Origin of the sequence: Amycolatopsis palatopharyngis (assembly GCF_003385185.1) — a bacterium.
In the GTDB taxonomy this organism is placed as follows: Bacteria; Actinomycetota; Actinomycetes; order Mycobacteriales; family Pseudonocardiaceae; genus Amycolatopsis; species Amycolatopsis palatopharyngis.
Map to the genome: position 1 here is coordinate 33,342 of NZ_PQHZ01000006.1, position 25,832 is coordinate 59,173.

Here is a 25,832-nt window from a genome sequence, read left to right on the forward strand (position 1 = left end):
TCGCTCCGTGCGGTACCCGAGTTGTTCGCGGTGCCGGTCGCTCACGACGTCATCCCCTCCTCACCTAGGTGGGCCGTTCGGCCCTTGCCTCCGCGCCGAGGACATACGTCGGCCCCGGAAGCACGCGCTTGGGGGTCACCGTAGCGGTCGGCCGAATCACCCGGCGGAACGCGCGCCGGTTACGAGCGACCGACCTTTTTGATCGCCTCCCGAATGCGGAAGTAGGTACCGCACCGGCAGACGTTCTCGATCGCGTCGATCTCCTCGTCCGTCGGGTCCGGATTCTTCCGCAGCAGGGCGACGGTGGCCATGATCTGGCCGGGCTGGCAGTAACCGCACTGCGGCACGTCCATCTCCAGCCAGGCCTCCTGCACCGGGTGCAGTTTGTCGCCGTCGGCGAGACCCTCGATCGTGGTGACCTCGCGACCCTCCACTTCGGCCACCGGGGTCACGCACGGGTTGATCGCGGCCCCGTCGAGGTGGCTGGTGCACGCCTTGCAGACGTCGATGCCACACCCGTACTTCGGGCCCTTGACGCCGAGCTTGTCGCGAAGCACCCAGAGCAGCGGGAGGTCGGCGGGCGCGTCGACGGTGACGGCCTTCCCGTTCACGGAAAAGGTGTAGTTGGGCACGGTGGAACTCCTTGCGGGGCCTTGACTCAGCGGTGTTTGGTTCAGCACCGCGACGAAGGACGTGTCGCGGCGCGTGGAGCGCGCCTCGGCGGGCGGCAGCGATTATGGTCGTGTCGCATTCCCACCTCAGCGCGGGAAGGGCTCGAAGTCGATGTCGAAGTTGATCGGGAAACTGCGCGGTTTGGTGCCGGTCGCCCTGGCATAGGCATTGGCGATCGCGCCGACCGCCGCCGGTACCCCGAGCTCGCCAGCGCCACCGGGTTCGCCCGTGGTGATCGGCATGACCACGATCTCCACCCGCGGCGGCGAATCCTTCTGCCGTGGGTAGTGGAACTGCGAGTAGGAACCCTCGAGCGGCAGGCCATTTTCGATGTGCAGCCCCGCGCGCAACGTCGTGGCGATCGCGTCGGTGAGCCCGCCCAGCATCTGGCCCTCCAGGCCACGCGGGTTGATCGGCCGCCCGACGTCGACCACGATGCTCGCCCTGGTCACCCTCGGCTGCTTCGGGTCCCGCGCGTCCATTTCCACCAGACATGCGGTGCAGGACTTGTACTCCTCGTGGAAGGCGACACCCTGCGCGAAGCCTTCGGGCATCTCCCTGCCCCACTCGCCGATCTCCGCGACCTTGTCGAGCACGGCCCGCTGCCGGTCGTCCTTCAGGGAGGACCGGCGGAACTCCAGCGGATCCTTGCCCAGTTTCGCGGCCATCTCGTCGACGATGATCTCCTCGACACCACGTGCGTTCGCCGAGTACACCGAGCGCCAGCTGCCGGTGTACATCTTCAGCGGGATCTCGCCCAGCAGGTTGGTCACGACGCCGAAGTTGTACGGCGTCTTGACCGTGGTCAGGAAGACCGTCTGCGCGAAGCTGAGGTTGCCCCCGACCGGGATATTGGCCGCCTGCGCGGTGAGGATCTCGCCGAGCCCGTGGCCGAAGTCGGTCTCCACAGCGGCTACCCGGTGCTCGAACGAGAGCACGTTGCCGAGGGTGAACGTGGTCCGCACTTTGTGGTGGGTGGCGGGCCGGGCCCTGCCGTGACGCATGTCGTCGATGCGGGTCCACATGAGCTTGACCGGCTTGCCCATGGCCTTCGAGGCGTGCGCGGCCTCCAGCGCGGCGTCGAAGAAGAGCCTGCGACCGAAGGAACCGCCACCCTGCACGACGTGCACGGTGACCTTGTTCTCCGGAAGCCCGATCTCCCTCGCGATGGTCTGCTTCGCGACGATCGGCGATTTGAGCCCGGACCAGATCTCCGCCCTGTCGGCTCGCACGTCGGCGACGGCGGAGTTGCTCTCCAGCGGCGCGTGACTGGCGAACGCGAAATCGAACTCCGCGTCCACATGCTCGACCAGCACCGGCGGTACGGCGAACGGGAGTGCCGCCCCGCGCAGCTTCTCCTTGATCGTCTCGTTGTTCTCGTTGTCGACGGTGCCGGGATTCCACGTGACGTCCAGGGCGTCCTTCGCCTCGAGTGCGTGCCCGAACGTCTCGGCCATCACCGCGACACCGGTGGGGATCATCGCGAGGTCGATCACGCCGGGCATCGAGCGAATCGCGGCCTCGTTGTTCACCGACTTCGGTGTGCCATGGATCGTCGGCGCGCGGCGGACCATCGTCGGCATGGCACCGGGGATGTCCATGTCCAACGTGTACTGCTTGGCTCCGGTGACCATGCCGCGTGCGTCGATGCGCGAGGTCGGCGTGCCGACCAGGGTGTGGTCGGACTCCGGTTTGGGCGCGGCGGTGCCGACCGGCAGGGACGCGCGTGCCGCGGCCGCGGAGAGCGCCCCGAACGTCGCGGAACGCCCGTCCGGTGCGAACACCGAACCTCCGCGGGCCGTGAGCCGCTCGGCGGGCACGTCCCATCGCTCACCCGCGGCTGCCAGCAGCCTGGTCCGAGCGGCAGCGGCGACGTTGCGCATCGGGGTGTAGATCGCACGAATGGTGTTGGAACCGCCGGTGAGCTGGTTGAACAGCAGCTCGGGGCGGGCGTCGGCGAGGGTCACCTCGACGTTCTCCAGCGGAACACCGAGCTCCTCCGCGACCAGCATGGCCGTCGCGGTGTTGATGCCCTGCCCGACCTCCGCGCGCGGCAGTTCGACGCGGACACGGTTGTCCTCGCTGATCTCCAGCACGAGCATATGCGAGGTCGGCGCGGCAGCGAGGATCAAGATGTCGCCGAGATCGACGACGTCCGCGGGCGCAGGCAAACTGGGAATCTGGGCCTGCGCGGTACCGGGTGCGAGCGTGTCGCCGCCCAGCTTGGCCGCGATGGTCAGGGTGGGCGCCGCTACCAGAAAGGTGAGGAAGCGGCGGCGGCCGAGACCGCTCCCGCCGTGTTCGGTGTCGTCGGGCGGATCCACGCCAGGCTCGGGCGCGGAAACTGGGGGCGTGGTGGGATGGGCCATCGAGACTCCGAATTCGGCAGCGTCGCCGTGGACGTAACTGACTGCGAGCGATCGTTAGCTGTGTAGCGCGCGTCACACTACTGGCTGACCGCGCGTACGGCCACGAATCACATACCCCCTTTTGGGTGCACTCCCTACCCCATCTGCCGCCCTTAAGTACCGCCATCCGCCGCCCGAGAAGTTCCCCAATGTGGCATTGGGGAACTCCAACGTCCCCAATGCCACATTGGGGACATCCCGCAGGCGGGGAGACGATCACGGCAGAGCGGCCCCGCCGACGAGTGCGGCGAAAACAGCGGGTTAGGCTGCCCTAATGACCGCGACCATCGCCGGATCGGCCGGACAGCGCAGCCGGCGACCCGTCGTCCGCACAGGTCAGCGCCGTCGACGGCTCGCCGGCCTTTTGGTGCTGCTGCTGGCGCTGGTCGTCGCGGTCGCGCTGAGCCTGGCGTTCGGCGCGCGGGCCATCCCGCCCGGCGCGGTCTGGGACGCGCTGCTGAATCCGGCTGGTGCTGCCCAGGACCCTGACACGATCGTGGTGCGGTCACTGCGCGTTCCGCGCACGGTGATCGGCGTGCTCGTGGGGATGGCCCTCGGCGTCGCGGGCGCACTCATGCAGGGGCACACCCGCAACCCCATCGCCGATCCCGGCCTGCTCGGGGTCAACCAGGGCGCCGCGTTCGCGATCGTGCTGGCCGTCGTGGTTTTCGGGGTGGAGGGGCTCGAGTCGTTCATCTGGTTCGGGTTCGCCGGGGCGATGCTCGCCGCGATCGTGGTGTTCATCCTCGGCGCCGTCGGCGGACGCGGTTCGACGCCGGTGACGCTCGCGCTGGCCGGGGCCGCCGTGAGCGCCCTGCTTTACGGCGTGATCTCGGCGATCGTGCTCGGCAACCGGCAGGGCATGGAGACCTACCGGTTCTGGCACGTCGGATCGATCGCCGGGCGCGACTTCGCCATCGCGGAACAGATCGCGCCGTTCCTGCTCATCGGACTGCTGCTCGCGGTGATGAACGCCCCCGGATTGAACACGCTCTCACTCGGCGAAGACGTGGCCACCTCGCTCGGGCACGACCTGCGCCGCACCCGTGTCGTCGGGGTGCTGGCGATCACGCTGCTCACCGGGGCGGCCGTGGCCGCGTGCGGGCCGATCGCGTTCCTCGGCCTGATCGTGCCGCACGTCGCTCGCTTCGTGACCGGACCGGACTACCGCTGGCTGGTGCCGTTCGCCGCCCTGCTCGGCGCGGTTCTGCTGCTGGTCGCCGACGTCCTGGGCCGGATCGTCTCCGGCGACAGCTTCGAGGTCGGCATCATGCTCGCGGTCATCGGCGCGCCCGTCTTCATCGTCCTCGTGCGCAGGAGGGGACTGGCCCGGCTATGACCTCCACTGACCAGATCGACGCCGCGCCAGGGCGCAGAACCGTCCGGATCGGCCCGTTCACCGCCGCCGTACGCCCGAGGGTGGTGGCCGTGCCGCTGATCGGCCTCGGCCTGCTCGTGCTGGTCGCCGCGCTGAACATCGGCAGGGGCAGCTCCCATATCGAGGTGCTCGACGTGCTGCGCACGCTGGCCGGTGGGGGCGACCGCCGCGAACAGGGCATCATCTTCGACCTCCGGCTCCCGCGCACCCTGGCCGGAATCCTGGTCGGCGCGGGCCTCGGCCTCGCGGGCGCGGTGTTCCAGTCCATCGCCCGCAATCCGCTCGCCAGCCCGGACATCCTCGGTATCACCTGGGGTGCGGGTGCAGCCGCGGTCGCGGTGATCGTGGTCGGCGGATACCGGGGTCAGATCAGCGGGGTGGCTGCCGAGGTCGGCGTCCCACTGGCCGGGCTGGCGGGGGGAGTGCTGACCGGCGTGCTGCTGTATCTGCTGTCCTGGCGCAAGGGAATCGACGGTTATCGGCTCGTGCTGATCGGCATCGGCCTGTCCGCGGTCGGCTACAACGTGGTCAACTGGCTGCTCACGGTCGGTGACGTCGAGGACGCCACCCGTGCGACGACCTGGCTCGTCGGCAACCTGAGCGACGTCGGCTGGGAGGCGGTCACCCCGACCGCCATCGCGCTGGTCCTGCTGGTGCCCGCCGTGCTGATCTGCGCGCACACGATCGGCGGGCTTCAGTTCGGCGACGACACCGCACGTGGCCTCGGAATCCGGGTCGACGGCGCGCGAGCGACATTGCTCCTGCTGGCGGCCGCGCTGGCCGCGGTGGCCACGGCCGCGGCTGGACCCATCACGTTCGTCGCACTGGCGACTCCGCAGATCGCGCTGCGGCTGGCTCGCACGGCGCAGCCGCCACTGGCCGGTTCGCTGGTGCTCGGCGCGCTGCTCACGGTGAGCGCCGACCTCGCCGTGCGGCTCACGCCCGGCGCCTCCGACCTCCCGGTCGGGGTGCTCACTGCGATCCTCGGCGCGCCGTACCTGATCTTTCTGTTCGTCCGATCCCGTCGGGAGGCCCGCGCATGACACGTCTGAAGGCCGAGGGTGTGCGCCTCGGATACGGCGAGCGGGTGGTGGTCGACGACCTCGACCTGGACGTGGTGGACGGTTCGATCACGGTGATCATCGGACCGAACGGCTGCGGCAAGTCGACGCTGCTGCGGGCGCTCGGCCGGTTGCTCAGCCCGCGCGCGGGCGCGGTCCTGTTGGACGGCAAGCGGATCGACCGGCAGCCGACCAAGGAGGTCGCGAAGGTCGTCGGCCTGCTGCCGCAGGCGCCCAGCGCACCGGAGGGGCTGACTGTCGCCGACCTCGTCACGCGGGGCAGACACCCACACCAGAGTTGGTACCGGCAGTGGTCGGGCGACGACGAGGAGGCCGTTGGGCGGGCGCTCACGCTGACCGGGATGGACGCCCACGCTGAGCGGGTGGTGGATCACCTCTCCGGCGGACAGCGGCAGCGGGCGTGGATCTCGATGACGCTGGCGCAGGACACGTCGCTGCTGCTGCTGGACGAGCCGATCACCTATCTCGACCTCGCGCACCAGGTGGACGTACTGGATCTGGTGCACAGCCTGCATTCCGAGCGGGGGACCACGGTGGTGATGGTGCTGCACGATCTGAACCTCGCCGCCCGCTACGCCGATACGCTGGTCGCCATGCGCGACGGACAGATCGTCGCGCAGGGTGCGCCGGGGGAAGTGCTCACCGAAGAGCTGCTTTCGGACGTCTTCGGCCTGAACGCGAAGGTCCTGCCCGACCCGGTCTCCGGAACCCCGCTGGTGGTCCCGATCAGCGCCCATCTCCGCCCCGGCACCTAGACCTCGCACTTTCCCGGGAAAGTGCGAGCCCGGGGTTCACCCATTTCGTGACATCGCGGTCTATGTCGTGTGTCACGTGCCCGTGTTGTCACAACACTCGGGTGGCCGGCATCTGGTGTTCGTTCACGCGACATCAGGAATGAGGCCAGATCATGGACATCCGATTCAACATGTTCGACAACGAGATCGCTCTCAAGTTCGCCAAGCGTTTCGCCAATGCCGGAACGGTGATCACCCAGTCGCCGCTGCCGAAGTCCACGCAGGAACTGGTGTCGCTGCGTGCGAGCCAGATCAACGGCTGTGGGTGGTGCATCGACGCACACACCAAGGAGGCCGCGGCCGCCGGGGAAACCTCGGTCCGGCTCAACCTGGTCGCCGCCTGGCGGGAGTCCACTGTGTTCACCGAGGCCGAGCAGGCCGCGCTGGCACTCGCCGAAGAGGGCACCCGGCTCGCCGACGCCCATGACGGCGTGTCCGACGAGACCTGGAGCCACGTCCGTAAGCACTACGACGACGACCAGATCGCGGCACTGGTCGCCCTGGTCGCGCTGATCAACGCGGCCAACCGGCTCGCCGTGATCGTGCACCAGAAGGGTGGTTCCTACGAGCCCGGCATGTTCGACGAGATGATGAACTGATCGGCTGACGAATCCCCGCCCGGCGCCGCTGCCAAGCAGGGGACACAGGGGGCGCCGCCGGGACGCGGGAGGCTTTCCAGAACGTACGGCTCGAAGCGTGCGCCGCATTGCGCGGCGAGGTGCGAGGGGATGACGCCGTCGCCCGGCAGGCGGATCAGATGTACGACTCGCTCGCTCTCGCCGCGCGCGTGTTCGCGTAGGAGTCGCGCGAAGACGAGGGTCACGACGCACTCAACGTGACGATTACCCGCTCGGTGTCTTTGATCGTGCGGTGGATCTCCCGGACGGTGCCGCACGGCCAGGCCTGATGACAACCTCGACAACGGCCGTGCGGCCCTGTTTCGTGCTCTGCCAGCGCCGCACGCACGACGTCAACGAGGTCCGGGATGAGCCTGCGCGCCGTCGCGGTGTCCTGGGCGTCCCAGCGGGTGCACCGCATGGCGAGGAACTCCGCGCGGTCGAGATGGTCGTACAGATCGTCGCGTAGCAACGCGTAGGCATCCGCCAGTGCGGCGGGAACTGTGGTCATGGTTTGCCTCCCGCTACAAGCAAACCCTGTGTCCTGCGGACATACCCGCGCCTCTTCGGGGGATATGCCCGCGCGCCGCCACGGCACCACTTGCGCGCGGTCTACTTTCGACCGTATGGAGGATCGCGAAACCACAGTCCGCAGCCGGGAGCTAGGTGAGGGGGTGCGTGCCGTGATGCGCAGGGCTGGAGTAAGCGGCAGCGAGATCGGCCGCAAACTCGGCTGGTCGCAGAGCCGGGTTTCCCGGATTCTGACCGGAAAACGTGGCGGAACGGAAATGGAAGTGGTGAGCATCCTCGCCATCTGCGAGGTGAAGGGGGACGAGCGCGAACGGCTGATCCGGCTTGCTCGCGACCAGGCCACGCCGGGTTGGTTGCAGCAGCACGGAGACCGCCTGCCGAAGCAACTCCGCACGCTCATCGACCACGAGGACAAGGCGGTGAGCATCGGACAGTTCCAACCGGTTGTGGTGCCCGGATTGCTGCAGACCGGGGACTACGCGCGGGAGCTGATGACCGAGACCGGTAACGCGCCCGCTGATGAGATCGAGGACAGGGTTGCCGCGCGGCTGGCCAGGCAGAGCCTGATCAGCAGAAGGCCGCCAGTGCAGTTCGACTTTTTCGTCCATGAGTTCGTGCTTCGTCTCCCCATAGGCGGCAGAGCTGTGATGTCGGATCAGTTGCATCACCTGTTGCGATTGTCGGTACGCCCACAAGTCGCCATTCGAGTGGTGCCCGCCGCAGTCGGCGGGCACCCCGCCATCGCCGGGCAGTTCGAGTTCATGGAGTTCGCGGAGTTCAAGCCCGTGGTCTATCTCGACACCGAGACGTCCTGCCTCTTCCTTGAGGAGCCCGTGGAAATTGCCGCCTACCGCCGCGTTTTGCGCGGCCTCGCGAATAGGGCGCTGGATGAGGGACAATCGCGGGAGCTCATTGCCAGCCTGGCAACCGAGCTGTACCCCTCGGGAGAGGATTGCGATGAACATGGGTGAACTGGACGGCATCGCTTGGCGCACCAGCAGCTACAGCACCAACGGCGGTGACTGCGTCGAGATCGGGCACCGTGCCGACCAGGTGCTGGTCCGCGACACCAAGGACCGGCCCGGCGGCGCCCTCACCGTGCCTCGGGTGCCCTGGCATGCCCTTCTCGACCAGGTGCGTTAGTCCAGTCGCGCGCCTGCTTGTGCAGCGCGTCGAGCCGTTCCCAGTGTGCGGCCAACGCCTTGCTGCCCTCACCTGTCAGCCGAACCCATGTCTCTGGGCGCTTGCCGCTGAACCGCTTGCTGATCGTCACCAGCCCGCCCGTCTCCAGTTTGCTGAGATGCGCGGACAGGTTGCCCTTCGACAGCCCCGTGAGTCGTTGCAGGAACAGGAAGTCGGCCTGCTCGCACGCGCTGAGCGCGGTGGTGATCGCCAGCCGGGCGGGTTCGTGGATCAGTTTGTCCAGTCCGGCGAGTTCCTCGAACGGTCCGCTCACGCGCTCGTGGCCTCCCTTGATCCCAGGGTGCGCCGCAGCAGCAGGTGACCCCATACCTGCACCACGGCACCGGTCACGCAGAGCGCAAGGATCCACATCTCGGTGCGGGACAACGGATGTGGTCCTTCGGGGGCGCCGAGGGGGAACAGGCTCACGGTCAGCGCCGCGACGCCCACCAGCAGCATCGCCGGGGCGAGCGGGCGCAGGAACCAGGCTCCCGCCAGCGTCGCGCCTGCCAGAACGACGCCCTCGATGCTGATCGGCAGCGTGAGGTCGAGGCTGCCCACCAGGAGCATTGCGGCGATGACGGCGGCGGTGGGCCAGAGCAGCACGCCTTTGTGTGCCTTGCTCTCGGGCTGTCGCACCTGACCGTAGGTGCGGCGGTAGTGCCTGAGCGCCGCGGTGGTCGCGACCGCGAACAGCGGCATCGTGGCCAGAACGATCCAGCCGGTGATCCAGCCGGTGATCCAGCCGGCGGCCCAAGCCATCGACAGGCTGATCCAGCTGAGTACCGGCAAGACCGCGAGTCCCTGCAGGTACTCGAAGTGTGCGCTGACGAAGCGGACTCTTTCCAGCTCGGCGCGGTCGATCACGATTCCTCCCCAGGATTACTGACAGAGGCCGACCGTACAGCGACTCAAACCGGTTTGCAATGCAAACCGAGAAAGGTTCAGTCGGTCGCCGCACCCCGAATCAGCATGAGCAGTGAGTCCGCTGCCGGGGTCGCGCTGGTGGTGCCGGTCGCCAGCCTGCGTAACTGCAGCCCGGCAATCAGCGCCACAACCGGACCTGCGAGCCGCTCGGCGTCGGGCACACCGAGCGTGCGCAGGATGGTCAGCGTCAGTTCGTCGTAGGCCGCGAAACACCGCTGCGTCGCATCGCGCAGTGCGGGATCCCGCCCGGCCTGCAGGTACAACTCCAGTGGGGCGATCTCGTCGGTGCCGAAGGTCATCTGCTCCAGCACGCGCTCGACCGTCGCGGCGGCTTCCTGCACGGACAGGTTCTCGCCACGCTGCGCCTGCGCGAGTCCGGCCAACTGCCGGGTCTCGTCCTCGGCGAAAAGCAGCATCGCCGCACGCAGCAACTCGGTCTGACTCGGGAAGTGGTAGGTCAGTGAACCGAGCGAAACCCCGGCCTCGGCGGCGATCCGGCGGTTGGTCAATCCGGCCACACCCCGCTCGCCGATCACCCGCAGTGCCGAACGAAGGATGGTTGCCCGAGTGCTCACAACGTCGGCTTTCGTTCGTGCCAACGTTGTCCGGCCTCCAGTTCCGCGGCCAGCGAGATCAGCCGTTCCTCGGTGCCTTCCTGGCCGAGTAACTGCGCACCGAGCGGCAGGCCGTCGGGCGTGAGGCCGGCGGGCACGTTGACCCCCGGCCAGCCCAGCACGTTCCACGGCCAGGCGTAGGGGCAGGCGGCGATCATCGCCTGGTCGGTCTGCCACCCGGTGAGCCCGTCGAACCTGCCCACGCGTGGGGGCGGGGTCGCGGTGGTCGGCGCGAGCAGCACGTCGACGTCGCGGAAGACGGCGCCGACCTGTCGGTGCAGCAACGGTTCCGCCTTGCGGGACAAACGCAATGCGGCACCGCCGAGCCAGGATCCGGTCCGGGCGTTGGCCCTGGTTCGCGGATCGAGCGCGGCCGTGTCGGGCACGCGGTCCACCCAGTCGTGCACCCCGGCGAGTGAGCGCGGCAGGAAGTCCAGTCCGATCAGGCCGTAGCGTGGCTCGGCCGGGACGACCTCGTGGCCGAGTTCGGTCAGTGCTCCCGCGAGCCGGGCGACCGCTCGGCGAACCACCGGATCGAGCCGCGTTTTCGTTGCGGTGAAGGGGATTCGGGTGGACAGGCCGATGCGCAGACGGTCCGGCCTGCGCATCGCCGCATCCTGATGGCGGCGGCCGGTGCCCGCGACGACGTCGAGCAGCAATGCGGCGTCGGCAACGGTTCTGGCCAGCGGACCGATGACGGTCAGGCCGTGGAAGAGTTCCGGCTCCGGCGCGCTGGGTACGAGGCCGCGTTGCGTCTTGATACCGACGAGGTTGTTCCAGGCGGCCGGAATCCGCACCGAGCCCGCGCCGTCGGAGCCCAGCGCGGCGGGCACGAGCCCGGCGGCCACGGCAGCCGCTGACCCACCGGACGAGCCGCCGGGGGAGTAGCCGGTGTGCCAGGGGTTGCGGGTGGAGCCGAAGGCGGAGCCCTCGGTGAACGGCCACTGGCCGATCTCCGGTGTGTTCGTCTTGCCGACGATGACCGCCCCGGCGTCCTTGAGTCGCCGGACGACCTCGGAGTCGTTGTCCCGCAAGGGAAAATCGCCCGCGCAACCGAACGCAGTCGGCAGGCCCGCGATGTCCACGTCGTCCTTGATCGCGACGGGCACCCCGAGCAACGGCGCGCGCTCACCCGCGGCCAGCCGCCGATCCGCCAAGGCAGCCTCCGCCATCGCCTGCTCCTGACGCAGGAACCGGAACGCGTTCAGCGTCGGCTGCGCCCGTTCGATCCGTTCGAAAGTCTCGGTAGCGAGCCGAACGGCGGACACCCGCCCCTCCGCCAGCATCCCCGCCTGCTCCGCCAACCCCTCGAACCCAACCCCGATACCCATCCCGACGCCTCTCGTTCGTTCGAACGAACGATACCACCGTCCCCGACATCTGGAGGGCCTGCAAGTACCCCCAAGCAAGATCGACAGCGTCGCTAAGTGCCACCAAGTGCGGCGGATTGCAGGCGGATGACGGACGCCGACGCACCGGCCAGAATGAATCGCGGATCGCCACCGATCACGGCGAGACCGTGTTGCGCTGATTGACTGGCGAGGCGCGGGACCGGAAGTGGCCCCGCGACTCGCCGCGTGACCTACGTCGTCGGCGGCACCGCCTCGCCGTCGATGGTGAACGTCCCGCCGACGTTGAACACATCAGGACCCTTGGGGGCGGAGTTGTCCGTGATTCGCGTCGAAGTCACGGTCATGGTGCCGGTCGCGGAGTTCCAGAGCCCGCCACCCTCGGCGGCCGCGGTGTTGCCCTCGACGAGGCTGCGATGAACGGTGACCGTTCCGGCCCCGGTCACATGCAGACCGCCGCCGTTGCCGGGAGCCGCTCCCGTGCGGTTCGCGCGCAACGTGACCGTCTTGAGCCGGGTGTCGCCCGCGTTCGCCTCGATTCCACCACCCGCCCTGGTCGCCGCGTTGTCGTGCAGGGTACTGCGCTCGATCTTCAGCACCCCCTGGTCGTTGAAGACGCCGCCGCCGGACGCGCCGGTCCCGGTGACGACGTTGCCGTGGAGCACGGAGTCGGTGATCTTGAGCGTGCCGGTGCTACGGAACCCGCCGCCGCTTTCGCCCTCCGGCGGGGTACCGCCGGTCACCGTCAGATCGTCGACGTCGAGGCGGCCACCGATCACGTCGAAGGCGCGGTCCAGCCCGCCCGCGTCGACCCGCGCGTCATTGCCCCTGATGGACAGTCGTCCGATGACGTCGAGGTCTCCGGTCGCCGCCGCGTCTTCCCCCGGCCCGGCAATGGTGAGCCGGTATGTGGTGTGTGCGCGCAAAGTGATCTTCGTCGCTCCCTTGCGGTGATTGGCTTCTTGCACCGCAGCCCGCAACGAGCAGCGTCCGCTGGCGTCCGCGCAGATTCGGTCACCCGGTCTTACGTCTGCGCTGTCCGATGTGGTGTTGACGCGATAGCCGCCACCGAGCAGGCCGCCCAGTGTGTTGTCGAGCAGGCGGTCGAAGAAGCCGCTCGTTGTGCCGGTGTTGGTCGCCGTGCTCAACTGCGATGCCGGTGCGGCGATCGCCGTGCCGGACATGGTCATGGCAAGTCCGCCTGCGAGTAAACCGGCGAGCCCACGGGTAACAGAGGTACGCATCGTGCTGATCCTCTCGGGAGTATCGATGTCGTGACGAAGCTGGATACGTCGCCGGGGTTCGCCCCGTTCATCGCCGGGGTGAAGTTGGTTCAGAACTCGGCAGCCAGCACCGTGCGATCGGCGGCGTCGCGCACCTGCAACCCGGTGGCGTCGGCGCGCAGTACGGCACTGTTGAGATTGCAGCGCATCTCTTGCGCACCGACGCCGACGAACTCACCCGCATCCTGGGGTGTTCCCGACTCGTCGAGCACGACCACCTCGTACCTTGATCCCGATTCGAATCCGGTCCCGATCAGCTTCACCTCGACGCCCCAGGTGTGTGGCACGACCTGCGCCTGAACCTGGAGCCCGGGGGCGCTGGTGACGACGCGAACGTCCTCGGTCGGCACGAAGGGCGGATCGGGCGCCAGGACGTAGCCCGCAAGACCGCCAAGGAGCAGCGCGACAGCGGCCGCCGCAGCTGGCACCGTCCATCGTGGACGACTCCGGCGCGCCGGAGGCTCCGCGCGGATGCGCTCCAGCACCTGTTCCCGTAGTTCGGCGGGTGGCTGGGGAAGGCTGTCCAGCCGGTCCGGATCGACGGTGCGCAGTTGCGTTGCGAGTGGGGCAAGTTCCGCCAGTTCGGCGCGGCAGTCGGTGCAGCCGTCGAGGTGGGCCTCGACGGCGAGGCGCTCAGCAGGATCAAGCTGATCCAGCACATAGGCGCCCAGACTCTCCCGCAGCGCGCGGTGGTTCCGTTCGCTCATGGCTCGACTCCCATCTCGTCCAACGCCAGCCGTAACGCCTTCAGTCCGTAGAACACCCGGCTGCGTAAGGTGCCCACCGGAACGCCCTGCTCGGCGGCCACCTCCGCGTATGACCGTCCGCGTAGATAGGTGTGCACCACCGCGCCTCGGTGTTCCGGAGTGAGCCTGCGCAGTGCCTCCTCGAGCAGCCAGCCGGTCATGACCGCCTCGTCGAACCCCGGAGTGCTCTCGCCCGCCTGGCCGAGATGATCCTCCGACACCAGAGTCACGCGCGCCCGCGTCCGGCGCACCTGGTCGATCACCGCGTGCCGCGCGATGGCGAACAGCCAGACGCGCAGGCTCGCCACCGCGGGGTCGAACGTGTCCGCATTGCGCCATGCGCGGACGAAGACCTCCTGCACCACGTCCTGTGCCGCGCCCTCGTCGCGCAACTGCCGAACCGCGAAGCGGTACAACTCCGCGCCGTGAGCGTCGTAGGCAGCCCGGATCCCGTCCTCGAGGCGCAGGTCCTGTTCCCCCGAGTGTGCTCTCACAGCACGCAGGCGCGGTCGGCTCATCGCCCCTCCTTCACGGTTTGGCCCTGTCTACGGCGCTGCAGGCGAGCGCGTTCACCGTTCTCGGAGAAATCCGTGGCCAACAACGCTGAGGATTGGTGCTCCAGCGGTCGCTTGGTGGTAGCTAGCGACCTTGTGGATCTTGCTTGGGGGTACTTGCAGACGCCCTCGGTGCTCTGGTGGCGACCAGGATGAGGGTGGCCAGGAGCGCCAGGTCGGCGAGGAGGGCAAAGCGCTGGGCCAGGCCTACGGGCAGGGTCGCGGAGAGCTGCCACAGGACGGGGACTTCGCCGATCGCGTCGAGGACGTAGCTGAGTCCGAACACGCCGAGGCTGAGGACACCGATCCAGGAGGCCCGCAGCAGCAGTACGCGGCAGCGTGCCATGCCCGTCGCACCGCGCAGGCCATCCGCGATCGCGAAACCCACGCCGGGCAGGCTGAGGAAGGCGAGCAGGCTCGCGTACTGGTGGACGCGCCCGGTCGTCACGTCGACGGTGTCGGCGAAGTCCGCAGGAAACAGCGCCGCCGTGGCCAGGCCGAGCGACCAGGTGATCAACAGGATCGCGCCCGTCCGGCCCACTGCCACCCCGGCGGCTGTCAGCGCGCCGAGCAGCGCGAGTGAGCCGATCGCGAGGGACAACACGCTGGCTTCCAGTAGCCCGCTTCCCTGTTCGGTGAAGGCATAGCTGCTGATCGTGTCCAGCACCGGATCGTGCGAACTCACCACATGCAGGATCACCATCGTGAACAGCGCCCAGCCGATCGCCGAAGCCGAAGTCACGATCCACGGCCGGGTTCTGCTTGTGTCCTGACTGATGACCTCGGCTCTTCGCGCCCCCATGTCGCTCATGTGCCAAGCCTGGCGAAAAGTGTGATCCGTGTGATCCGGGAAGTCCCTGATTCACCCCTGAGAACACCCGTAGCGACGATCCCGGCTCGCGCTTTCCCGGGAAAGTGCGATGCCCACGACGGGGCGTGGTCAGCGGAAGTGGATCAACGCCAGCGCCTGGTCGTCATGCCGCTTCGGCCGCGGCCAGCGAGTCGCGTGTGGATCGTCGAGCTCGGCCGCGCGCACGGCGTCGAGAACGGCGCGCGCACCCTGTGTCCGTGCCAGTTTCAGCACCTGCGGCCAGTCCAGGATGCGGTACTCGTCCACACCGACCGCCACGCCGTCGGTGGCCAGCAGCACGGTTTCGAGTTCGGCGCGCGGCCAACTCGCCCGCACCGCGTGCTCGGCCGCGCCAGGGTCGGCTTCGGCGACCCAGAAACCACCGCTGGCGTTGCGCTGCGCCCGCACGTCTGCGCCCGTCCGAAGCTTCCCGCCTCCTCGAAGTTCCGCGATCCGGTTGTCGGAGACGACATGTACGCCTGCCGCACTGAACGCGACGATCGGGCTGTCGGCCAGTACCAGCGCGTCGACCCGCATATCCGTCCACCGCAGCATCGCCACTGTGCTCGAAGGGGAGTTGCCGATCCGCAACTCGTGTTCGTCGGCGACCTCGGCGATCGCGGACGAGAGCAGTTGTGCGAGGTCGGCGTCCGGCGCGGCGCGCAGTCCCGCCGCGAGCCGTTCGGTGAGCAGCCCGGCGTACCAGCCGCCGCTGGGCAGGTCGGGTGACGGTGAGGTCGCTCCGTCGAGCAGGACCACGGCGTTGTCCAGCACCACCACGTGGTCCTCGGTAGGGCGCGGCCTGCCGTCCGCACCAACGCCTGCCTGCTCGGCGATGTCGATGTCGATGTCGGGCACCTCTCGACATTAGCTGGCGTCAACCGAGGTTGACAGGTCAGTGGTGTCAACCTAAATTGACAGCCATGACCGAAGTAACCGATCTCGCCGCACAGGTCGGCGACCGTGACCCCCGGGTGGGCCTGCGTGCGGTCGCCGCGCTGCGGCGGCTGCTGGAGCAACTGGAGGCGGTGCAGGTCCGCAGCGCCAGAGTGAACGGCTGGTCGTGGCAGGAGATCGCCACGGAGCTGGGCGTGAGCAGGCAGGCCGTGCACAAGAAGTACGGGAGGTAGGCAGATGTTCGAGAGATTCACCCGAGAGGCACGCGTCGCCGTGATCGACGCCCAGACCCACGCCGTCCGGCTGCTCGCCGAGCGGATCGAGCCCGAGCACCTGCTGCTGGCGCTGCTCGACACCAACGCCGGGCTACTGGCCGAGCTCGACCTCCAGCCGGACGTGCTGGCCGCGGACCTCTCCCGGGATCGACGCAGGGGCGGGATCAGCGAGTCCGACGTCGCGGCGCTGGAGGAGTTCGGCATCGACGTCGAGCGGATCGTCGAGCGCGTCGAGCGGGTTCACGGGGAGAACGCGCTCGCGGGCGCCGGGCGTCCGCGTAAACGACGCTGGTTCGGGTCCGAGCACATCCCGTTCGCCGACGAGACGAAGCGAGCACTGGAACTCACCCTGACCGAAGCGCTGGAACTCGGGCACAAGCACATCGGCGTCGAGCACCTGTTGCTCGCGCTGACGACCATGCCGGGCCCCGTCGCCGACTTGCTGCAAGCGCACGGCGCCGACCATGCCGCCGTGCGTCAGGCGCTCGCCCGTGAGCGCGCGGGCTAACCGAGTTCGGCTTCCACCGGTCGGTACCGGTAGGTCACCAGCGGGAGGAAAGCCTGGACCAGCGGCCCGATCGCCAGTGCGTACAGCGCTGTGCCGATGCCGACCGTTCCGCCGAGTAGCCAGCCCGTAGCCAGCACGGTGACCTCGATGCCGGTACGCACCAGTCGCACCGATCGGCCGGTTCGAGCGGCGAGTCCGGTCATCAGGCCGTCCCGAGGTCCCGGGCCGAGCCGCGCGCCGACGTACGCGGCCGTAGCCAGGCCGTTGAGCACCACGCCGCCGACCAGCAGCACGATCTGCCAGCCGAGTACCTGCTGCTCGGGCAGCACCGCCCTGGTCAGGTCGACCGTCACCGAAATGATGATGACGTTCAGGACCGTGCCGATCCCCGGCCGCTGACGCAGCGGGATCCACAACAGCAGCACGGCCACCGAGCTGATCGCGATGATCGTGCCGAAGGTCAGTCCGGTCAGCTTCGTGAGGCCCTCGTGCAGCACGTTCCACGGGTCGAGGCCCAGGTCGGCCCTGGTGAGCATGCCCGCGCTCGCGCCGTACAGGAGGAGGCCGAGTACCAGCTGGGTCAGCCTGCGCGAAGGGTGGACGGACACGCGAACGGGGAAGAGATCAACCTGAGCCACGAGAACTACTATCTGCTGAATTGGCTGGCTTTACCATAGCCAATTCTGAATAATTGGTCTCATGAACCGCGACATTCCACCGGGTGGCCGGGTATCAGGGCGCCGCTTGGCCATGGTGCTGGGCTCCTGGCGTAACGGCGGCTCCCGGCGTGGTGCCGCCGATCTGGCCGCCGCCGTAGAGATGCAGGTACTGGACGGGCAACTCACCCCGGGCACCCGGCTGCCTGCCGAACGCGAGATGGCGGACGCGCTCGGCGTGAGCCGGACACTGGTCGGAGCCGCGCTGGACCGGCTGCGTGCGGATGGACTCGTGGCGAGCCGGCGCGGCGCCGGGTCGTGGATCACCACGCCGCGCCGCAGCGGACTCGATCCGGTCCAGCCCGAGGGAACAGGCCTGATCGACCTTGCCCGAGCTTCCCCGCCCGCCGTCGCCGGGCTGATGCCGGCCGTCGACGTGGCCAGACGACGGCTCTGCGACGAACTCGCCGGGCATGGCTACAGCGACGTCGGGCTACCGGACCTGCGTGCCAGGATCGCCGAGCGCTACACCGCGAGGGGATTGCCGACGAGCCCGGCGCAGGTGCTGGTGACCAACGGTGCCCACCATGCGTTCGTTCTGGCGCTGCGCACCCTGACTGGTCCGGGAGACCGGGTGCTGGTCGACCGGCCCAGCTATCCGAACGCCCTGGAAGCGATCCGCGCTGCCCACGCCCTCGCGGTTCCCGTCGGTGTCGACCCCAGCGGCAGGGACGGCGGGTGGGACATCGACGGGATCGAAGCCGCACTCCGGCAGGCGGCCCCCCGGCTGGCCTACCTGCTTGTCGATTTCCAGAACCCGACCGGCCTCCGGCTCGACGCTGCGGGCAGGCAGCGCCTCGGCTCCGTGCTGGCCAAAGCCCGTACACCGGTCGTCGTGGATGAGACCCACGCCGAACTGGACCTGGAAGGGGATCCGGTTTCGGGTCCGCCGCCACTGGCCGCCTTCGCGGGCGACTGGGCCATCACCGTCGGCTCGGCGGCGAAGTCGCACTGGGGAGGGCTTCGGCTCGGCTGGATCCGGGCTTCCGAGGAGATGCTCGGCCGGCTCACGGCGGCCAGGTACACCCTCGACCTCGGCTCCCCGGTGTTCGAGCAACTGGTCCTCGCGGAGCTGCTCACCGTTCCGGACTCCGTGCTCCGGACGCGCAGGGAGGAGATGCGAGCCCGGCGGGACGCGCTGGCCGACGCGGTTGCGACGTACTGCCCGCAGTGGTCGTTCCGCCTGCCGTCCGGTGGGCTCTCGTTGTGGTGCCGGCTGCCGGAGCCGGTGAGCACCCGCCTCGCGGTCGCCGCGGTCAACCACGGGGTACAGCTCGCGCCGGGGCCGCGCTTCGGTACCGATGGCGGTCTCGAGGGCTGGGTCCGGCTGCCGTTCAGTCAGCCTGTCGACCAGCTGTACGAGGCGATGCGGCGGGTGAGTGCGGCGGCGGCGTCGTTGCGTTCGTCCGCCGCGGGAGAACTCGCGATCGACACTCCGGTGGCGTGATCACCTGATCCGGACAGAAAACAGCCGGTGCGCTGGATACCGGTCCGTCTCTCCAGGGACGTGAGACGGCTGGTCATCCAGCGCACCGGCTGTATGTCGCGGCTGCTTACCGGCGCAGCCCCTCGACGCGCCGGCAAGCGCCTGCGACTCAGACGCGCATCGGACTGGTGTTCCTGCTCGGCGCGGTGAGTAGGAACGTCCGAAACGCGCCTGTGGTGGGTCCTGGCGTCGCGGGGGCAGCGCGACGCCAGGACCGGGTCCCGACCCGGCCTGGCGCGGTCGGCCGGGCGGGAAGTTGTGTGATGTGTGTGTTCATGCCTCTTGCCTCACTCGCCGGCGGGCTGCACATCGATCAGCGTCGTTCCCGAGTAGCTCACGCTGACGGTCACTCATGAATGCCCCTTACGCCCGGATTCGCGCTGTTGACAACGGCTGCGCGCGGGCGGATCAAGAGAAGTTGATCTTGGTTTGGACGCGGCGGTCCCGGCTGAACGGGGCGGAAGTCAGTCGGGGGAGGTGGTGGGCAGCGCGGCATCCCTGCTTGCGCCCTCGGCCGCGAGATCACGGCTGGTGCCCAACATGCGCAGCTGCGTGGTGTTCGCGGCCGAGCCGAGCACGGCGAGCGGCTGGCGCCCGCCTGCGGAGTTGTCGGCGCCCGCGTGCGCGTGACCGGTCGGCCCCGCTGGAGCGGTGTGCGCGGGCGAGAACGGCGTGTCACCTGGACTGCCGCCGGACCCCTTCGACGCGTTCGTGTCGCCCGCGTCGTCGGTATCGATCGCTGGTTCGGCTACTTGTGCGAGCCAGTTGTCCAGGTGATGTCGTGTCGGTGCGGCGGGCTGGCGTTCCTGCCCAGCAGGGGGAGTGGTCTTCGGGACCGGTTGCGCCGGAGCCGGAGGAGTTCGCGGGAAGTCCGGCTGTTGCACCGTCGGTGCACTCTCGGACGGGTCGTCGCCAGGCGATGCCGGCGGGGGCGCGGCTGGCGGGTTTTCGTCCCGGAGGTCGGGCAGGACTCGGATGTCCGGCAGGGGCAGTCCGATCGAGCCGCCGACTCCCGCGATCGGGTCGAGGACGGAACCCGCACTGTGGACCAGCCCGTCGACGGTGCCACTGACCGTGCCCATCAGCCCGTTTACGGTCCCGCCGACCACGCCGAGCAGGCCGCCGCTGTACTGGGCTGCGGGCTCCGTGGTGGCGAAGGTGACCGAGGGGGTCTTGCGTTCCCGGTGCTCCAGCGAGTCGCCCTCGCTTTGGCCGGAGTCCTCGTCCGCGGGCTGCCCGTGTTCGGTGGCGGGAGCCTCGCTGTCCTCGTCCGGCTTGGCCGGGTCCTGCTCGACGGGAGCGGAGACGTCCTCGCTGTTCTCGGCGGGCTCTGCTGGTTCGGCAGGCTCTGCTGGTTCCGCAGGTTCGGCGGGCTCGGCGGGCTCGGCGGGTTCCGCTGGTTCGGCGGGTTCCGCGGGCTCCGCGGGCTCGGCAGGTTCCGCGGGCTCGGCAGGTTCCGCGGGCTCCGCCGGTTCGGCGGGCTCGGCAGGTTCGGCGGGCTCGGCAGGTTCGGCGGGCTCTGCGGGTTCGGCGGGCTCGGCAGGTTCGGCGGGCTCGTCATTCGGAGCCGGAGTGGGCGCCGTGGACGTACTGTCGGAGCCCGACCGTCCGTTGTTCGCCGTGTCGTCGCTGGCCAGCGCGGGAGAACTCAGCGTGACGGCGAGCAGCCAGCCAGCCACCCCCAGTCCCACCACCAGCGACACCCTGGCCAGGACGCGCGCACGGCCGGCGTCGAGCGGGAGAACCGATCCCCTGCTCAGCATCGCCACCACCACCGTCCGGGCCTCGGCTCGTTCGAGCACCGCTGCTGCTTCGTCGGGACACAACTGGCCTGGTAGCAGCTCTACCTGGGCTGTCCTTTTTCTAGCACCGCTGGGGAGTGTTTCACCTCTGCAGCGTTCGATCCAGCCCAGTTGGCCGAATCGTCGTACCGGCACCGGTGGCGCCAGGTTCCTTGCTGGTCACGGAGGGTACCCGTCGGCGTGCGTTCGAGCACTGTGGACATGTCCTGAGTAGATCTACTCGACTAGCCCCTGACCTCGTCCAATACGGATCCGTGGAACTTTGCGTGCCGTCTCAGTCGCAGTACGTGGCCAAAAAGGCCGCGTCCGACGGACAGGCGGTAGGAGCCATGAACCTGCGTGAGGTGTGTCTGCGAGCAGCGGGTGGTGACCAGCGAGCCTGGGCTCTGCTCGTACGTCACGGCACGGGCCTTGTGCTGGCCGTCGCCAGGGCCCACCGGTTGGACGAGGCCGACGCGTGGGACGTCTGCCAATCGACCTGGCTGGCGCTCGCCACCCGCCTGCCGTCGCTGCGGGATCCGGCGGGTCTGCCTGCGTGGCTGGTCACGACGGCGCGCAGGCAGGCCGTCCAGGTGCTGCTGCGCCGCCGCCACGACCTGTGCCCGCGACTCGACAGGACGGGAGACGCCAGGTTCGCCCGTTCGCCGGAGGCGCTGCTGATGTCCGAGGAGTGCCGCAGGGCCTTCTGGCGCGCCCTCGCCGGCTTGCCGAAACGGCATCGGCAGTTGCTGTGGCTGCTGGTCACCCGGCCGGACCTCAGCCATGCGGAACTGGCCGCCGAACTCCGTATCGCGCCGGGCAGTGTTGGACCGATGCGGACGAGGTGCTTCGGCAGGATGCGCGTCCGGCTGCTCGCCGACGGATTCGACGGTGGCGACGTGCGCTGAGCCGAGTGGGTGATTCGCGAAGCGCCTCAGCCTGGGTGGTGGTGGGAGACGGGCGGGCCCAGTTTGTGCAACCGGGCGATCGCCTCGTCGAGCACCTCGTCCCGTTTGCAGAACGCGAACCGCAGGATGTGCTTCCAGTCCTGGGGCCGGTCGGTGAACACCTGCACTGGTACGGCGGCCACGCCGACCCGTTCCGGGAGCTGCCAGGCCAGGTCCGCGGCATCGGTGAAGCCCAGTGGCCGGACGTCGGCGCAGACGAAGTACGTCCCCGAGCTGGGCCGGACCGCGAATCCCGCCTCGGCGAGACCGGCGGAGAGCCGGTCCCGTTTACCCGCAAGATCGGTGCGCAGCCGTTCGACCCAGTCCAGCTCGTGGTCCAGAGCGTGGGCCACGGCGGGCTGCAGCGGCCCACCGGAAACGAAGGTCAGGAACTGCTTGGCCGCCTTGACCGCGGCCACCAGTTCGGGCCTTGCGCACACCCAGCCGATCTTCCAGCCCGTGCAGTTGAACGTCTTGCCCGCGCTGGAGATCGAGACCGTGCGCTCGGCCATGCCGGGCAGCGTCGCCAGCGGGATGTGCTCGGCTTCGTCGAAGACCAGGTGTTCGTAGACCTCGTCGGTGATCGCGATGAGGTCGTGATCGACGCAGACGGCGGCCAGCGCTTCCAGTTCGGCACGGGTGAAGACGGTGCCGGTGGGGTTGTGCGGGGAGTTGACCAGGATCGCCCGGGTTGCCGGGGTGACCGCGGCACGCACCGCTTCGACGTCGAGGCGGAACCGGCCGGTCTCGGGGTCCTCGGTCAGTGAAACGACGCGCCGCGTCGCCCCGGACATGGCGACCGACGCGGCGTAGGAGTCGTAGTACGGCTCGATGACCAGCACCTCGTCCCCGGCCTCGGTCAATGCGAGCAGGCTGGCCGCGATGGCCTCGGTGGCGCCGGTGGTGACGAGGATCTCGCTGTCCGGGTCGTAGTCCAGCCCGTAGCGGGTGCGGTGCCCGGCGATCGCGGCGCGCAGCTCGGGCCGTCCGGGGCCGGGTGGGTACTGGTTCGCGCCGTTGAACAGTGCGTTCTTGGCCGCGTCGAGCATCCCGGCAGGACCGTCGGTGTCCGGAAATCCTTGGCCGAGGTTCACCGCGCTGGTGCGCGTGGCCAGCGCGGTCATCTCCGCGAAGATGGTCGAGGTGAACGGGCGGAGGCGAGGGACGAGGGCTGGTTCGCGCATATCGGCAGATCCTCACGGACAATGGTGGGGTGAAGCAACTGACTCGCGTTCCGGCCGAGCCGCCGGGCGGCCTGGCCGGTGAGGAGGCCAAGCGGCGCGGCCTGCGCAAGATGAAGCTGGTGGCGCTGTCCTTCCTGCTCGGGGCGCTGGTGGTGTTCCTGCTGGCGAGCTGGGCCGAGTCGGCGGGCTGGCCCGGTTGGGTCGGATACGTGCGCGCGGCGGCCGAGGCGGGCATGATCGGCGGGCTGGCCGACTGGTTCGCGGTCACGGCGCTGTTCCGTCATCCGCTTGGCCTGAAGATCCCGCACACCGCGATCATCCCGAACAAGAAGGACGCGCTCGGCAGCAGCCTCGGTGACTTCGTCGGCAGCAATTTCCTGGCCGAGGACGTGGTCCGGGAAAAGCTGCGCAGCGTGGAGACATCCCGCAGGCTCGGCGGCTGGCTCGCGCAGGAGGACAACGCCGAGCGGGTGACTTCGGAACTGGCGACGGTCGTGCGTGCGGCGGTGCGGGTGCTGCGCGATGAGGACGTCCAGGCGGTGATGGAGCACGCGGTCGCGCGGCAGATCATCGACAAGCCGTGGGGTCCGCCGCTGGGCAAGCTGCTCGACCAGGTCTTCACCGACGGTGCGCACCACAAGCTGGTCGATCTGATGTGTGACCGTGCGTACGAGTGGGTGCGCGACAACCACACGTCGATGCTGCGGGTGGTGTCCGATCGCGCGCCGTCGTGGTCGCCGAAGTTCGTCGACGAGATGCTCGCGGACAAGGTGTACGGCGAGGTGCTGTCCTTCGCCTGGGCGGTGAAGACCGACGTCAACCACCCGATGCGCCTCGCGCTGGACAAGTTCCTCTCCGAGTTCGCCCAGGATCTGCAGAAGGACCCGGAGACGATGGCCAGGGCCGAGCAGGTCAAGCAGCAGGTGATCGAGCATCCCGAGGTGCAGAAACTGATCGGCTCGGCGTGGTCGACGGCGAAGGAGCTGTTGCTCAACGCGGCCGAGGATCCGTCGAGCGAGCTGCGCAAACGGGTGCGGGCCGGGTTGCGTGAACTCGGTGACCGACTGGTGCACGACGCCTCGCTGGCGGCCAAGGTGGACGGTTGGGTGGAGGGTGCAGCCGCATACGTGGTGACCAACTACTCCAGCGAGATCACCACGATCATCACCGACACCGTGGAGCGGTGGGACGCGACCGAGACTTCCCGGAAGGTGGAACTCCAGGTGGGCAGGGACCTGCAGTTCATCCGGATCAACGGCACCGTGGTCGGCGCGCTGGCCGGAGTGGCGATCTACGGGATCGCGCAACTGCTGTTCTGATGAACCGCAGGTAGGAACGCTACGTCGTCACTCCGGATAACCGCATTCGCTCGTTCAGCGGTAGCGCTGCCGAGTTATCCACACACGTTCGAGTTATCCACCGGGTTATCCACAGGCAGTCCGGTGTTTGTCCCCATTCCGGGGAACCCGGACCGTGGCCGAGCAGGCCCCGGGCACCGCTATGGGGCATCGCCGACTATCGGCTTCCATTGCCGCAGGGCGGTTACGGTCACGCCAGGTGTGGTGTAGTAGGGATCGGCGGCCATGATCGTGTCCATGCCAGCGCGGTCGGCGCGAAACACCAGCAGCGCCCCGGAATCGTCCTGCCAGGGTCCCGCCATCACCAGCTGCCCGGCCGCGCGCAGCGCCGCCAACCGCTGACGATGGGCTGCCCGCGCGGCCAGGCGGCGGGGGTGATCGTTGAACGACAACTCCAGTACGAACATGCCGCGACGGTAGAGCCGTCAATGGGTTCGGCGCTGTATCGGGTGATACTGCCATTCATGGTCCCCGACCTCGACACCCTCGCGGCTGTGCCACTGTTCGCGACACTCGACGGCAAGCGCCTTGCCCGGCTGGCCGCCGGGTCGACGGTGCGCATCGTGGATACCGGCCACGTGGTGGCCCTGCGCGGGCAGCCCGCGAGCCATCTGATCGTCGTCGAGTCCGGCACGCTGACCGCCACTTTCGACACCGCCAATGGCCGACGGCTGCGGCTGGGCGAGTTTCCCGCGCCATGTGCGGTCGACAAGGCTGCGGTGCTCGACGCGGGCGGACACACCGCGACCTGGTTGGCGGCCATCCGCTCGCAGGTGCGGCTCGTGCCCGCGGGCGACGTGCTGGCCGTCATCGACGATGTCCCCGCCGCACGCCGCCACGTCCTGGCCCATCTCGCCCAACGCCTGCGCGACCAGCAGGACGGCCTAGTGCTCGCCAGCTTCGCCGACACCACCACCCGCACCGCCGCCTGGCTCCTACGCGCCGCCGGTCACACAGGCACCAGAATCGTATTGCCTGGAGCCCAACACGGACTGGCCGAGGCGATCGGGGCGACCAGGGTCTCGGTCAACCGCGCACTCCGGACGCTCGCCGCGGACGGTCTTGTCCGGGTCGAACCGGGAGCCGTCGTGATCCTCGCGCCGGAACTGCTCGCGCATCGCGCCAGCCACGAACTCAGGTGACCACGCCGATCCCACGATCCATCACCACCGCGGATGCTCGACCAGCCGACAACCGCTCATCGGCGTGCAGTCGTGTCTGCGCCTGGAGACGCTGGTTGCGTGCCAGTGCTCTGCGTCGGACTAGTGGGATATGAGTAGTTTCCCGCTCGTCCTGGGGCGCGCCGGGCCGTAGCGTGACCGGCGATGACAACGCCATCTGACGACCGCCCGCTCCCGCCGCCGATGCGCCGCTGGCTCGGCTTCACCGCCGCGCTGGTCGGGCTGTCCCTGCTCGGCGTGGTGATCAACGCGGCGCTCGCGTTCACGGTCTCCATGGGCCGCGCCATCTGCGGCCACGGAGATTCCGGCTTCGTCTGCACTACTGCAGGTGAGCAACTGGGGATCTGGGTGCCGTGGGCGGCCTGGGTGATCGCGATCGTGCTCTCGCTGATCCTCGGCCGGAGCGCGATCCGGGCCGGCCGGTCGCCGTTCTCCAGCCTGTGGAGCGGTGCGGCAGCATATGCCGTGGGCTTTGCTGTCGCCTATTCGATCGCCGTGTCCTGAACGATGAA

At 68.9% G+C, this 25,832-nt stretch carries 29 protein-coding genes; 13 read left to right on the forward strand and 16 right to left on the reverse strand.

Translation table 11 applies throughout. From position 1 onward, the window contains the following. Nucleotides 1–179: 179 nt before the first annotated feature. Together D0C15_RS06085 and D0C15_RS06090 are read right to left on the reverse strand one after the other, a co-directional pair. Nucleotides 180–632, reverse strand: a complete 453-nt coding sequence (locus D0C15_RS06085; protein ID WP_116041563.1) for a (2Fe-2S)-binding protein — start codon at nucleotides 630–632, stop codon at nucleotides 180–182. A gap of 126 nt (nucleotides 633–758) precedes the next feature. Continuing rightward, nucleotides 759–3,041, reverse strand: coding sequence for a xanthine dehydrogenase family protein molybdopterin-binding subunit (locus tag D0C15_RS06090; protein WP_116041565.1), 2,283 nt, complete (start codon nucleotides 3,039–3,041; stop codon nucleotides 759–761). A 313-nt stretch (nucleotides 3,042–3,354) separates the two neighbouring features. On the opposite strand from D0C15_RS06090, the gene D0C15_RS06095 reads away from it, so the two are divergent. The 4 genes from D0C15_RS06095 (at nucleotide 3,355) to D0C15_RS06110 (ending at nucleotide 6,933) form a co-directional block, all read left to right on the forward strand. Beyond that, nucleotides 3,355–4,419: a FecCD family ABC transporter permease gene (locus D0C15_RS06095; protein WP_116041567.1), complete on the forward strand. Its 1,065-nt coding sequence runs from the start codon at nucleotides 3,355–3,357 to the stop codon at nucleotides 4,417–4,419. Further along, nucleotides 4,416–5,501 carry a FecCD family ABC transporter permease gene (locus D0C15_RS06100; RefSeq protein ID WP_116041569.1) on the forward strand — a complete coding sequence of 362 codons (1,086 nt, stop codon included), beginning with the start codon at nucleotides 4,416–4,418 and terminating at the stop codon, nucleotides 5,499–5,501. Before D0C15_RS06095 ends, D0C15_RS06100 begins: the two co-directional genes overlap by 4 nt. Beyond that, nucleotides 5,498–6,295, forward strand: coding sequence for an ABC transporter ATP-binding protein (locus D0C15_RS06105; RefSeq protein ID WP_116041571.1), 798 nt, complete (start codon nucleotides 5,498–5,500; stop codon nucleotides 6,293–6,295). The genes D0C15_RS06100 and D0C15_RS06105 overlap by 4 nt, the downstream gene beginning before the upstream one ends. 152 nt (nucleotides 6,296–6,447) lie before the next feature. Next, entirely contained in the window at nucleotides 6,448–6,933 is a 486-nt protein-coding gene (locus tag D0C15_RS06110) for a carboxymuconolactone decarboxylase family protein (protein WP_116041573.1), read from the forward strand. Nucleotides 6,934–7,153: 220 nt separating this feature from the next. Here D0C15_RS06110 and D0C15_RS06120 read toward each other — a convergent pair whose 3' ends face one another. Continuing rightward, the gene (locus tag D0C15_RS06120) at nucleotides 7,154–7,462 is read right to left on the reverse strand and encodes a hypothetical protein (RefSeq protein WP_116041577.1); all 309 of its coding nucleotides are present in this window, start codon (nucleotides 7,460–7,462) and stop codon (nucleotides 7,154–7,156) included. 115 nt (nucleotides 7,463–7,577) lie between these two features. Here D0C15_RS06120 and D0C15_RS06125 point away from each other — a divergent pair, with 115 nt between their 5' ends. Together D0C15_RS06125 and D0C15_RS06130 are read left to right on the forward strand one after the other, a co-directional pair. Beyond that, the gene (locus D0C15_RS06125) at nucleotides 7,578–8,453 is read left to right on the forward strand and encodes a helix-turn-helix domain-containing protein (RefSeq protein WP_116041579.1); all 876 of its coding nucleotides are present in this window, start codon (nucleotides 7,578–7,580) and stop codon (nucleotides 8,451–8,453) included. Continuing rightward, entirely contained in the window at nucleotides 8,446–8,625 is a 180-nt protein-coding gene (locus D0C15_RS06130; RefSeq protein ID WP_342768553.1) for a DUF397 domain-containing protein, read from the forward strand. The genes D0C15_RS06125 and D0C15_RS06130 overlap by 8 nt, the downstream gene beginning before the upstream one ends. Here D0C15_RS06130 and D0C15_RS06135 read toward each other — a convergent pair. The 9 genes from D0C15_RS06135 to D0C15_RS06175 all read right to left on the reverse strand — a co-directional run bounded on the left by D0C15_RS06135 (nucleotide 8,576) and on the right by D0C15_RS06175 (nucleotide 15,845). After that, on the reverse strand, nucleotides 8,576–8,938 hold the full coding sequence (locus D0C15_RS06135; protein WP_211323102.1) for a transcriptional regulator: 363 nt from the start codon (nucleotides 8,936–8,938) through the stop codon (nucleotides 8,576–8,578). The genes D0C15_RS06130 and D0C15_RS06135 overlap by 50 nt on opposite strands. Continuing rightward, a complete protein-coding gene (locus tag D0C15_RS06140; RefSeq protein WP_116041584.1) occupies nucleotides 8,935–9,531 on the reverse strand; it encodes a hypothetical protein in 597 nt (198 codons plus the stop codon). Before D0C15_RS06140 ends, D0C15_RS06135 begins: the two co-directional genes overlap by 4 nt. A 77-nt stretch (nucleotides 9,532–9,608) precedes the next feature. Beyond that, entirely contained in the window at nucleotides 9,609–10,166 is a 558-nt protein-coding gene (locus D0C15_RS06145; protein WP_116041586.1) for a TetR/AcrR family transcriptional regulator, read from the reverse strand. Next, nucleotides 10,163–11,536 (reverse strand): amidase, encoded by a 1,374-nt coding sequence (locus D0C15_RS06150; RefSeq protein ID WP_116041588.1) that lies wholly within the window; start codon nucleotides 11,534–11,536, stop codon nucleotides 10,163–10,165. The genes D0C15_RS06145 and D0C15_RS06150 overlap by 4 nt, the downstream gene beginning before the upstream one ends. Nucleotides 11,537–11,787: 251 nt before the next feature. Next, the gene (locus tag D0C15_RS06155; protein WP_162829913.1) at nucleotides 11,788–12,798 is read right to left on the reverse strand and encodes a right-handed parallel beta-helix repeat-containing protein; all 1,011 of its coding nucleotides are present in this window, start codon (nucleotides 12,796–12,798) and stop codon (nucleotides 11,788–11,790) included. An 89-nt stretch (nucleotides 12,799–12,887) separates the two neighbouring features. Beyond that, the gene (locus D0C15_RS06160; protein WP_116041592.1) at nucleotides 12,888–13,544 is read right to left on the reverse strand and encodes an anti-sigma factor family protein; all 657 of its coding nucleotides are present in this window, start codon (nucleotides 13,542–13,544) and stop codon (nucleotides 12,888–12,890) included. Next, on the reverse strand, nucleotides 13,541–14,101 hold the full coding sequence (locus tag D0C15_RS06165) for a sigma-70 family RNA polymerase sigma factor (RefSeq protein ID WP_116041594.1): 561 nt from the start codon (nucleotides 14,099–14,101) through the stop codon (nucleotides 13,541–13,543). The genes D0C15_RS06160 and D0C15_RS06165 overlap by 4 nt, the downstream gene beginning before the upstream one ends. Before the next feature lie 121 nt (nucleotides 14,102–14,222). Next, on the reverse strand, nucleotides 14,223–14,948 hold the full coding sequence (locus tag D0C15_RS06170; RefSeq protein ID WP_116041596.1) for a DUF998 domain-containing protein: 726 nt from the start codon (nucleotides 14,946–14,948) through the stop codon (nucleotides 14,223–14,225). 129 nt (nucleotides 14,949–15,077) lie between these two features. After that, entirely contained in the window at nucleotides 15,078–15,845 is a 768-nt protein-coding gene (locus D0C15_RS06175) for a protein phosphatase 2C domain-containing protein (RefSeq protein ID WP_116041598.1), read from the reverse strand. A gap of 65 nt (nucleotides 15,846–15,910) precedes the next feature. On the opposite strand from D0C15_RS06175, the gene D0C15_RS06180 reads away from it, so the two are divergent. After that, entirely contained in the window at nucleotides 15,911–16,117 is a 207-nt protein-coding gene (locus D0C15_RS06180) for a sigma factor-like helix-turn-helix DNA-binding protein (protein ID WP_091671342.1), read from the forward strand. A gap of 4 nt (nucleotides 16,118–16,121) precedes the next feature. Next, complete coding sequence (locus tag D0C15_RS06185; RefSeq protein WP_116041600.1) at nucleotides 16,122–16,667, forward strand: Clp protease N-terminal domain-containing protein; 546 nt, start codon at nucleotides 16,122–16,124, stop codon at nucleotides 16,665–16,667. Here the strand turns inward: D0C15_RS06185 and yczE are convergent. Next, nucleotides 16,664–17,305 carry a membrane protein YczE gene (gene yczE / locus D0C15_RS06190; protein ID WP_116041601.1) on the reverse strand — a complete coding sequence of 214 codons (642 nt, stop codon included), beginning with the start codon at nucleotides 17,303–17,305 and terminating at the stop codon, nucleotides 16,664–16,666. The genes D0C15_RS06185 and yczE overlap by 4 nt on opposite strands. Nucleotides 17,306–17,366: 61 nt before the next feature. On the opposite strand from yczE, the gene yczR reads away from it, so the two are divergent. After that, nucleotides 17,367–18,830, forward strand: coding sequence for a MocR-like transcription factor YczR (gene yczR / locus D0C15_RS06195; protein ID WP_162829914.1), 1,464 nt, complete (start codon nucleotides 17,367–17,369; stop codon nucleotides 18,828–18,830). 503 nt (nucleotides 18,831–19,333) lie between these two features. On the opposite strand, the gene D0C15_RS34950 is transcribed toward yczR, so the two are convergent. Next, nucleotides 19,334–20,671 (reverse strand): hypothetical protein, encoded by a 1,338-nt coding sequence (locus D0C15_RS34950; RefSeq protein ID WP_116041605.1) that lies wholly within the window; start codon nucleotides 20,669–20,671, stop codon nucleotides 19,334–19,336. A gap of 266 nt (nucleotides 20,672–20,937) precedes the next feature. On the opposite strand from D0C15_RS34950, the gene D0C15_RS06205 reads away from it, so the two are divergent. Continuing rightward, on the forward strand, nucleotides 20,938–21,558 hold the full coding sequence (locus D0C15_RS06205; protein ID WP_245975597.1) for an RNA polymerase sigma factor: 621 nt from the start codon (nucleotides 20,938–20,940) through the stop codon (nucleotides 21,556–21,558). 26 nt (nucleotides 21,559–21,584) lie between these two features. Here the strand turns inward: D0C15_RS06205 and D0C15_RS06210 are convergent, their stop codons facing one another. Beyond that, nucleotides 21,585–22,781 carry a pyridoxal phosphate-dependent aminotransferase gene (locus D0C15_RS06210; RefSeq protein ID WP_116041609.1) on the reverse strand — a complete coding sequence of 399 codons (1,197 nt, stop codon included), beginning with the start codon at nucleotides 22,779–22,781 and terminating at the stop codon, nucleotides 21,585–21,587. A gap of 29 nt (nucleotides 22,782–22,810) precedes the next feature. Between D0C15_RS06210 and D0C15_RS06215 the strand changes: the two genes are divergently transcribed. Further along, the gene (locus D0C15_RS06215; RefSeq protein ID WP_116041611.1) at nucleotides 22,811–24,100 is read left to right on the forward strand and encodes a DUF445 domain-containing protein; all 1,290 of its coding nucleotides are present in this window, start codon (nucleotides 22,811–22,813) and stop codon (nucleotides 24,098–24,100) included. Nucleotides 24,101–24,279: 179 nt separating this feature from the next. Here D0C15_RS06215 and D0C15_RS06220 read toward each other — a convergent pair whose 3' ends face one another. Then, the gene (locus tag D0C15_RS06220; protein ID WP_116041612.1) at nucleotides 24,280–24,546 is read right to left on the reverse strand and encodes a YciI family protein; all 267 of its coding nucleotides are present in this window, start codon (nucleotides 24,544–24,546) and stop codon (nucleotides 24,280–24,282) included. Nucleotides 24,547–24,603: 57 nt separating this feature from the next. Between D0C15_RS06220 and D0C15_RS06225 the strand changes: the two genes are divergently transcribed. Both D0C15_RS06225 and D0C15_RS06230 read left to right on the forward strand, forming a co-directional pair. Beyond that, nucleotides 24,604–25,281: a Crp/Fnr family transcriptional regulator gene (locus D0C15_RS06225; RefSeq protein WP_162829917.1), complete on the forward strand. Its 678-nt coding sequence runs from the start codon at nucleotides 24,604–24,606 to the stop codon at nucleotides 25,279–25,281. Nucleotides 25,282–25,464: 183 nt separating this feature from the next. After that, on the forward strand, nucleotides 25,465–25,824 hold the full coding sequence (locus D0C15_RS06230) for a hypothetical protein (protein WP_162829918.1): 360 nt from the start codon (nucleotides 25,465–25,467) through the stop codon (nucleotides 25,822–25,824). Nucleotides 25,825–25,832: the final 8 nt, after the last annotated feature.

Bases quoted from the DNA above. Each gene is read 5' to 3' on its own strand.
- D0C15_RS06090 (WP_116041565.1), bottom strand. From the start codon at position 3,041: ATGGCCCATCCCACCACGCCCCCAGTTTCCGCGCCCGAGCCTGGCGTG.
- D0C15_RS06095 (WP_116041567.1), top strand. From the start codon at position 3,355: ATGACCGCGACCATCGCCGGATCGGCCGGACAGCGCAGCCGGCGACCC.
- D0C15_RS06100 (WP_116041569.1), top strand. From the start codon at position 4,416: ATGACCTCCACTGACCAGATCGACGCCGCGCCAGGGCGCAGAACCGTC.
- D0C15_RS06105 (WP_116041571.1), top strand. From the start codon at position 5,498: ATGACACGTCTGAAGGCCGAGGGTGTGCGCCTCGGATACGGCGAGCGG.
- D0C15_RS06110 (WP_116041573.1), top strand. From the start codon at position 6,448: ATGGACATCCGATTCAACATGTTCGACAACGAGATCGCTCTCAAGTTC.
- D0C15_RS06120 (WP_116041577.1), bottom strand. From the start codon at position 7,462: ATGACCACAGTTCCCGCCGCACTGGCGGATGCCTACGCGTTGCTACGC.
- D0C15_RS06125 (WP_116041579.1), top strand. From the start codon at position 7,578: ATGGAGGATCGCGAAACCACAGTCCGCAGCCGGGAGCTAGGTGAGGGG.
- D0C15_RS06130 (WP_342768553.1), top strand. From the start codon at position 8,446: ATGGGTGAACTGGACGGCATCGCTTGGCGCACCAGCAGCTACAGCACC.
- D0C15_RS06150 (WP_116041588.1), bottom strand. From the start codon at position 11,536: ATGGGTATCGGGGTTGGGTTCGAGGGGTTGGCGGAGCAGGCGGGGATG.
- D0C15_RS06155 (WP_162829913.1), bottom strand. From the start codon at position 12,798: ATGCGTACCTCTGTTACCCGTGGGCTCGCCGGTTTACTCGCAGGCGGA.
- D0C15_RS06160 (WP_116041592.1), bottom strand. From the start codon at position 13,544: ATGAGCGAACGGAACCACCGCGCGCTGCGGGAGAGTCTGGGCGCCTAT.
- D0C15_RS06165 (WP_116041594.1), bottom strand. From the start codon at position 14,101: ATGAGCCGACCGCGCCTGCGTGCTGTGAGAGCACACTCGGGGGAACAG.
- D0C15_RS06170 (WP_116041596.1), bottom strand. From the start codon at position 14,948: ATGAGCGACATGGGGGCGCGAAGAGCCGAGGTCATCAGTCAGGACACA.
- D0C15_RS06180 (WP_091671342.1), top strand. From the start codon at position 15,911: ATGACCGAAGTAACCGATCTCGCCGCACAGGTCGGCGACCGTGACCCC.
- D0C15_RS06185 (WP_116041600.1), top strand. From the start codon at position 16,122: ATGTTCGAGAGATTCACCCGAGAGGCACGCGTCGCCGTGATCGACGCC.
- yczR (WP_162829914.1), top strand. From the start codon at position 17,367: ATGAACCGCGACATTCCACCGGGTGGCCGGGTATCAGGGCGCCGCTTG.
- D0C15_RS06210 (WP_116041609.1), bottom strand. From the start codon at position 22,781: ATGCGCGAACCAGCCCTCGTCCCTCGCCTCCGCCCGTTCACCTCGACC.
- D0C15_RS06220 (WP_116041612.1), bottom strand. From the start codon at position 24,546: ATGTTCGTACTGGAGTTGTCGTTCAACGATCACCCCCGCCGCCTGGCC.
- D0C15_RS06225 (WP_162829917.1), top strand. From the start codon at position 24,604: ATGGTCCCCGACCTCGACACCCTCGCGGCTGTGCCACTGTTCGCGACA.
- D0C15_RS06230 (WP_162829918.1), top strand. From the start codon at position 25,465: ATGACAACGCCATCTGACGACCGCCCGCTCCCGCCGCCGATGCGCCGC.